We start from the raw sequence: 7,882 nt of genomic DNA on the forward strand, positions 1-7,882 counted from the left end.
GGCGGCAGGCCGCGCAAACGTAGACTGGTGCGGCTATGAATCCCGAAGAACTCGCCGCCGCTCTGCTCGCCGTCGTGACGCCGCTCGCCGAGGCGCGACGCGAGGGATCGACGGCCGGGCTGACGGCATCCGATCTGACTGTGGACCGTCCCAAGAATCGCGATCACGGCGACTGGTCCTCGAATGCCGCGCTCAAGTTCGCGAAGGCCGTCGGCGCCAGCCCGCGCGAACTGGCCGCCGAGATCGCCGCGGGTCTGGAGTCGACGCCCGGTATCGCGAGCGTGGAGGTCGCCGGTCCGGGCTTCATCAACATTCGGCTGGATGCCGCCGCGGCCGGCTCGCTGGCCAAGACCATCGTCGAGGCGGGCGCGGCCTTCGGCACGAACGAATCGCAGCGCGGCAACACGATCAATGTGGAGTTCGTGAGCGCCAACCCCACCGGCCCGCTGCACATCGGGCACACCCGCTGGGCCGCGCTCGGCGACTCGATCGCGCGCCTGCTGCTGGCCAGCGGGGCGACGGTGGCCCGCGAGTTCTACATCAACGACGCCGGCGCCCAGATGGAGCGGTTCGGCCAGTCCGTCCTTGCCGCCGCCAAGGGCGAGCCGACACCCGAGGGCGGCTACGCCGGGTCGTACATCGACGACCTTGCGCGGCGCGTGCTCGAGGCCGCGCCCGACCTGCTCGAGCGGGATGCCGACGACCAGCTGGCCACGGCGCGCGATCTGGCGTACGACTTCCAGCTCGGCGAGTTGCAGGCCTCGCTCACCAAGTTCAACGTGCACTTCGACGTCTGGTTCTCCGAGCGCACCCTGCACGTTCCGGGTTCGGACGGTGAACCGAGCCTGGTCGACGAGGCCGTGGACCGCCTGCGCGCGCAGGGCCACGTCTTCGACGAAGAGGGTGCGGTGTGGGTGCGCACCACCGACTTCGGCGACGACAAGGACCGGGTGATCCGGCGCTCGAACGGCGAGTACACGTACTTCGCGGCGGATGCCGCCTACTACCTGAACAAGGGCGACCGCGGCTTCGCGCACAGGATCTATCTGCTCGGAGCCGACCACCACGGTTACGTGCACCGGCTGAAGGCGCTCGCGGGCGCCGCGGGCGATGACCCCGACAAGAACATCGAGGTGCTGATCGGGCAGCTCGTCTCGATCAACGGCGCGCGCCTGTCCAAGCGCGCCGGCAACATCATCGAGATGGACGACCTGCGCGAATGGCTCGGCACGGACGCGCTGCGCTATTCGCTCGCCCGCTACCCTGCCGACTCGCCGCTGACCCTCGATCCCGAGCTCCTGCGTCGGCGCACGAACGACAACCCCGTCTTCTACGTGCAGTACGCGCACGCCCGCACCCACAACGTGGCGCGCAATGCCGCTGCATCCGGTGTCGATCGCAGCGCGTTCGCACCCGAGCTGCTCGCGCACGAGACCGAGTCCGCGCTGCTCGGCGCGTTGCAGGAATTCCCCCGCATCGTCGGATTCGCCGCCGAGATGCGCGAGCCGCACCGCGTCGCACGTTATCTCGAGGAACTCGCCGGCCTGTACCACCGGTGGTACGACAACTGCCGCGTCATCCCGCTCGGCGACGAGCCCATCGTTGATGTGCACCGCACCCGGCTGTGGCTGAACGACGCGACCGGCCAGGTGCTGCGCAACGGGCTCGACCTGCTCGGCGTGGACGCGCCAGAACGGATGTAGGACGCAATGACCGCAGGCGACACCCAGCCGACTCAGCCTCTCCCTCCTCACACCTACATGGAGGCCGCGCCGAAGCGTCGCCGACGGGCCTGGACCTGGGTCGTCGCGCTGATAGTGGTGGCGGGTCTCGCGGTCGCCGCGTGGTTCGCAGGGGAGTGGATCGCCCGTGTCGTGGTGACCAGCACCATCCGCGAGCAGGTCATCACCCAGCTGTCGCTGCCCGCCGACCAGCAGGTCGATGTCACCGTCGAGGGCGCGGTGCTTCCCCAGCTGATCAGCGGAAGCCTGGACGAGGTGACGATCTCGTCCGACGACGTCGAGCTCGAGGCGTTCTCCGGCGATGTGACGATCCGTGCGCAGGACATCGCGATCCGGGGAGATGCCGGCGCCGGAGCCGCCTCGGCGGCCGTGGTGATGGACGAAGAGCAGCTGCGCACGCTGCTGTCCACCGTGGAGAACTTTCCGGCCGGGTCCGTGGGCCTCGCCGAGCCGAACCTCACGATGTCGACCGAGCTCAGCCTGTTCGGCGTCACCCTGCCCGTCGGCGTCGCTCTGACGCCCACCGCCGTGGAGGGCGACATCGTGCTGACCCCGGCATCGCTCCAGCTGGCCGGCAGCGACATCCAGGCTGCCGACCTGAAGAGCCGGTTCGGCGGCCTGGCCGACACGGTGCTGCGCGACTGGACGATCTGCATCGCGCAGTACATCCCGGCCGGAGCTACCCTCACGAGCATCGCGGTGACCGGCGACCAGGTCGTCGCCGACCTCGACATCGACCCCGCGATCGTCACGGACACTGCCGTGCAGGACGTGGGCGTGTGCGAGTGACCCTCGGCGTGACGCAAGCCGAGCGCGGCATGCGCTGTGCTATTCAAGCCGAGCGCGGCATGCGCTGTGCTCTAGACTTCTGGGAACCGCCCGGCGCGTGAGTGCACCGCTGCCGCGGCACCCCCGCTGAGCACGGGTCCCGCCCGCAGCAGTCGCGCCGAAGCCTCCTTTCCACGATTGGTCCGAGTTGTCCGTCTCCACCTCGCTCGCCCCGGACTGGCTCCTGCCTCCGAGCGACGCGAACGCGCTCGCCGACGGCGTGTGGCCGGCATCCGCCCGCCGCGACGACGACGGCGTGCTGCGGATCGCGGGCGTCTCGGCATCGCAGCTGCGCGATGAGTTCGGCACGCCGCTGTACGTCGTGGACGAAGAAGAGGTGCGCACGCACGCACGCCGCACGCTGGCGGCGTTCCGCGCGGCCGCCGCGCCGCACGGAGTGCAGGCGCGCGTCTACTACGCCGGCAAGGCGTTCCTGTGCTCCGAGGTCGTGCGGTGGGTCACCGCCGAGGGCCTCGCCGTCGATGTCTGCACGGGCGGCGAGCTCGCCGTGGCGCTGGCCGCGGGCGCCGATCCGGCCCGGCTGGGCTTCCACGGCAACAACAAGAGCGTCGCCGAACTCGAGAACGCCGTGGCGGTCGGGATCGGCTCCCTCGTGATCGACAGCTGGGTCGAACTCGACCGGCTCGCCGCGGTCGCCGAACGCGCCGGGGCGACGCAGGCCGTGCTCGTGCGCGTCAACAGCGGCGTGCACGCCGAGACGCACGATTTCCTCGCGACCGCGCACGAGGACCAGAAATTCGGCTTCACGCTCAGCGAGGCGCCCGCCGTCGTCGCCCGCATCCGGGAGTGCGCGGGCCTTGAATTCGTCGGTCTGCACTGCCATATCGGGTCGCAGATCTTCGGTACCGCCGGGTTCCAGGAGTCGGCTGCCCGCCTCGTCGAGCTGCACGCCGACCTGCTGGCGGGCGGCGACATCCCGGTCCTCAACCTCGGCGGCGGCTTCGGAATCGCCTACACGTCCGTCGACGATCCGACGCCGATCGAAGCACTCGCGACAGGCATCGTCGAGGCCGTCGTCCGCGAGTGCGCGGCGCGCGGCATCCCGGTGCCCAACCTCGCGTTCGAACCGGGGCGAGCCATCGTCGGCCAGGCCGGCGTCACGCTGTACGAGGTCGGAACGACCAAGCCCGTCGAGGTCGACGGCGGCGGGCAGCGCCTCTACGTGAGCGTCGACGGCGGCATGAGCGACAATGCTCGACCGGCCCTCTACGGCGCGGACTTCTCAACCCGCATCGCCTCGCGCGTGAGCACCGAAAACCCCGTGCTCGTGCGCGTCGTAGGCAAACACTGCGAGTCGGGCGACATCGTCGTGGACGCCGACTACCTGCCCGCAGACGTGGTGCCGGGCGATCTGCTGGCTGTGCCGGCGACCGGCGCCTACTGCTTCTCGCTTGCGAGCAACTACAACTACGTGCCGCGGCCGCCCGTCGTGGCGGTGCGCGACGGCTCCGCCCGGGTCATCGTGCGCGGCGTGAGCATCGATGACCTGCTGGCGCACGATGCGGGCCTGGACCGCGGTCGGGTCGCGCCGAGCGATCGTCTCGAACGAACAGAGGGAGCCGAATGATCGACTACCGCCGCCTGAGGGTGGCGCTGCTGGGTGCCGGAGCCGTCGGCTCGCAGGTCGCCGCCCTGCTGCTCAAGCACGGGGACGAGCTTGCCGACCGCGCAGGCGCAGCGCTCGAACTCGTCGGGATCGCGGTGCGGGACCCCGACGCCCCTCGCGAGACCGACCTGCCGCGCGAGCTCTTCACGACGGATGCCGAATCCCTCATCATCGGCGCCGACATCGTCATCGAGCTCATGGGCGGCATCGAGCCGGCTAAGACCTACCTGCTGCAGGCGATCAACTCCGGGGCTGATGTGGTCACGGCGAACAAGGCGCTGCTGGCGACGCACGGCCCGGAGATCTTCGACGCGGCCGATCAGGTCGGCGCGCAGGTCTACTACGAGGCCGCCGCGGCGGGAGCGATCCCGATCATCCGCCCGTTGCGCGATTCGCTGGCCGGCGACCGCGTCCGGCGGATCATGGGCATCGTCAACGGCACGACGAACTACATCCTGGACCGCATGGACACCGAGGGCGCCGACTTCAGCGATGTCGTTGCCGAGGCGCAGGCGCTCGGCTATGCCGAAGCCGACCCCACGGCCGACGTCGAGGGGTACGACGCGGCGCAGAAGGCGGCGATCCTGGCCAGCCTCGCCTTCCATACGACGGTGCCCCTGCATGCCGTCCACCGCGAGGGCATCACGTCGATCGACAAGTTCGCGATCGACGCCGCCCGCCATGCCGGCTACGTCATCAAGCTCCTCGCGGTGTGCGAGCGGCTCGAGAACGAGACCGATGCCTCTTCGACAGGAGCGTCTCGAAACGGGGCTTCGCCGCTGCTCGACGACCGCCGTGCAGCCGCCTATGGCGGCGAGGCGATCTCCGTGCGCGTCTACCCGGCGCTCATCCACCGCGACCACCCGCTGGCCAGCGTCCACGGCGCCAACAACGCCGTGTTCGTCGAGGCCGAGGCTGCCGGCAACCTCATGTTCTACGGCGCCGGAGCCGGAGGGGTTCAGACCGCGTCGGCTGTGCTCGGCGACATCGTCTCAGCCGCCCGCCGGCACATCGCGGGAGGCGTCGGTGTGGGGGAGTCCACCCGTGCGAACCTCCCGATCGTCCCGATCGGCCGTGTCACGACGCGCTACCAGATCACACTCGAAGTCGAGGATCGGCCCGGTGTGCTCGCGACGGTGGCAGGCATCCTGAGCGAAGGCCGCGTCTCGATCGCGACGGTCGAGCAGACCGTCATCGACCACCCCGACCTCGGCGTACCGGTTGCCCGACTGGTGATCGGAACGCACAAAGCCCGTGAGCAGGACCTCAGTGACACCGTTGATCGACTCGCCGCGAGCGGCGTCGTCGAGCGGGTCGTCTCGGTGCTGCGCGTAGAAGGAGATTGACAATGGCACACGTCTGGCGCGGAGTCCTCCGCGAGTACGCCGATCGGCTGGGAGTCACCGACACCTCGACCGTCGTCACGCTCGGCGAGGGCGGCACCCCCCTCCTTCCCGCGCCCGCGCTGTCGCGCCGCACCGGCACGGACGTCTGGGTCAAGTTCGAGGGCATGAACCCGACCGGATCGTTCAAGGACCGCGGGATGACGGTGGCCGTGTCACGCGCGATCGAGCGCGGCGCGAAGGCGATCATCTGCGCCTCCACCGGAAACACCTCGGCATCCGCTGCGGCGTATGCCGCGCACGCCGGCATCACCGCCGCTGTGCTCGTGCCCGAGGGCAAGATCGCTATGGGCAAGCTCAGCCAGGCCGTCGCCCACAACGGCCAGCTCATCCAGATCCGCGGCAACTTCGACGACTGCCTCGAGATCGCCAGGGAGCTTGCGGACCACTACCCGGTGCACCTGGTGAACTCCGTGAACCCCGACCGCATCGAGGGGCAGAAGACGGCCGCCTACGAAGTCGTTCAGACCCTCGGCGATGCGCCGGACTTCCACTTCATCCCGGTGGGCAACGCGGGCAACTACACCGCCTACTCCCGGGGGTATCGCGAAGAAGCCGACGCCGGGGTCGCCACCCGCGTGCCGCGCATGTTCGGCTTCCAGGCCGAGGGGAGTGCGCCGCTGGTCCGCGGCGAGATCGTGAAGCACCCCGAGACGATCGCGAGCGCGATCCGCATCGGCAATCCGGCCTCGTGGGAGCTCGCCCTCGAAGCGCGCGACGCCACCGACGGCTACTTCGGCGCGATCGACGACGACCGCATCCTCGCTGCGCAGAAGCTCCTCGCCGGCGAGGTCGGCATCTTCGTCGAGCCGGCCTCCGCGATCAGCGTCGCGGGCCTTCTGGACCGTGTCGAAGCCGGCGTGGTCCCGAAGGGCGCGCGGGTGGTGCTCACCGTCACCGGGCACGGCCTGAAGGACCCGCAGTGGGCGCTCCGCAACGCGGACGGAACACAGGTCGAGCCGATCGTGGTCGATGCGACGACTTCGGACGTGGCATCCGTCCTCGGGCTGGTCGCGAGGTGACCGAAACCGCGGCGCCCGCGCAGGGACGCGCCGTCGCGGTGCGGGTTCCCGCAACCAGCGCGAACCTGGGTCCCGGCTTCGACACGCTGGGTCTGGCGCTCAGCGTGTACGACGAACTCGTCGTGACCGTTCTCGGCGAGGACCGCCTTGAGGTGCTGGTCAGCGGCGAGGGGGCGGATTCCGTGCCGCGCGACGCTTCCAATCTCGTCGTCCGCGCGATCGCCTACGCGTTCGAGGCGGTGGGGCGTCGGATGCCGGGACTCCGGCTCGAAGCGCACAACGTGATCCCGCACGGGCGTGGCCTCGGATCGTCCGGCGCCGCCGTGGTCTCTGGCCTGCTCGCGGCGAAGGGCCTGCTCGCGGGCGACGTCGAACTCGGCCCGGACGCCCTCCTGCGGCTCGCGACCGAGCTCGAGGGGCACCCCGACAACGTCGCGCCGGCCCTGTTCGGCGGTCTGACGATCGCGTGGGTGGACGAGTCCGGTCCGCAGCACAAGAAGCTGCTCGTGCACCGCGGTGTCTCGCCGCTGGTCTTCGTCCCCGAGCACACGATGTCCACGAGCGTCGCGCGCAGCCTGCAGCCCCTGCAGGTGCCTCGCGAAGACGCCGTCTTCAACGTGTCGCGCTCGGCGCTGCTGATCGCCGCGCTGACCCAGAGCCCCGAACTGATGCTCGCCGCGACCGAGGACAAACTGCACCAGAGCTACCGTGCGCAGGCGATGCCGGAGACCGACCGGCTCGTGCGCTCGCTGCGCGATGCCCGCTTCGCCGCGGTCGTGTCGGGGGCGGGGCCGAGCGTGCTCGTGCTCGCCGACGGGCCCGGCCGCCGCCTCGAAGCGGCCGACCTCGCGGCGCGTGTGACGGACACTCCCTGGGAGGCGCTGATGCTGGCCGTCGACTTCAAGGGTGGTACAGTAAGGGACGTAACGGAGGGTTCCACGTAGCTACGTGAATCTGGCCTCCGATCGCAATCTGCGAACCCCTGCACGACCCCCCGCCTTCATAAGTCATCACATCTGCTGAAGCGCGGCGCGGGCTGACGGCCGTTGTGGCGGACGTTTCGCGCAGAAAAGATCATCCACACGTTTACGAGGGAGAACTCGTGGAGTCCATCTCCGACATCCAGACCGTCGACGCCACGGAGGACGAGCGCACTGAAGCGCCCGATTCCGTCGAGCACGCGGGCGACGACGACACCGATACGTCGGCTGAAAGCACCATCGCGGCACCGGCTGAGCCGGCGGTTCAGGCCGAGCCGGC

6 protein-coding genes are annotated in these 7,882 nt (G+C 69.9%); all 6 read left to right on the forward strand.

All coding sequences use genetic code 11. The annotated features are described in order from the left end of the window. Window positions 1-35: 35 nt before the first annotated feature. The 6 genes from argS to thrB all read left to right on the forward strand — a co-directional run bounded on the left by argS (window position 36) and on the right by thrB (window position 7,566). Window positions 36-1,703, forward strand: a complete 1,668-nt coding sequence (gene argS / locus QZV84_RS02080; protein ID WP_292824599.1) for an arginine--tRNA ligase — start codon at window positions 36-38, stop codon at window positions 1,701-1,703. A 6-nt stretch (window positions 1,704-1,709) separates the two neighbouring features. Then, complete coding sequence (locus QZV84_RS02085) at window positions 1,710-2,531, forward strand: DUF2993 domain-containing protein (protein ID WP_292824601.1); 822 nt, start codon at window positions 1,710-1,712, stop codon at window positions 2,529-2,531. Window positions 2,532-2,718: 187 nt separating this feature from the next. Further along, complete coding sequence (gene lysA, locus QZV84_RS02090; protein WP_292824603.1) at window positions 2,719-4,158, forward strand: diaminopimelate decarboxylase; 1,440 nt, start codon at window positions 2,719-2,721, stop codon at window positions 4,156-4,158. Further along, window positions 4,155-5,543: a homoserine dehydrogenase gene (locus QZV84_RS02095; RefSeq protein WP_292824605.1), complete on the forward strand. Its 1,389-nt coding sequence runs from the start codon at window positions 4,155-4,157 to the stop codon at window positions 5,541-5,543. Before lysA ends, QZV84_RS02095 begins: the two co-directional genes overlap by 4 nt. Window positions 5,544-5,545: 2 nt before the next feature. Next, on the forward strand, window positions 5,546-6,622 hold the full coding sequence (thrC, locus tag QZV84_RS02100; RefSeq protein ID WP_292824607.1) for a threonine synthase: 1,077 nt from the start codon (window positions 5,546-5,548) through the stop codon (window positions 6,620-6,622). After that, the gene (thrB, locus tag QZV84_RS02105; RefSeq protein ID WP_292824609.1) at window positions 6,619-7,566 is read left to right on the forward strand and encodes a homoserine kinase; all 948 of its coding nucleotides are present in this window, start codon (window positions 6,619-6,621) and stop codon (window positions 7,564-7,566) included. The genes thrC and thrB overlap by 4 nt, the downstream gene beginning before the upstream one ends. Window positions 7,567-7,882: the final 316 nt, after the last annotated feature.

This window comes from Microbacterium sp., assembly GCF_011620715.1.
GTDB lineage: Bacteria > Actinomycetota > Actinomycetes > Actinomycetales > Microbacteriaceae > Microbacterium.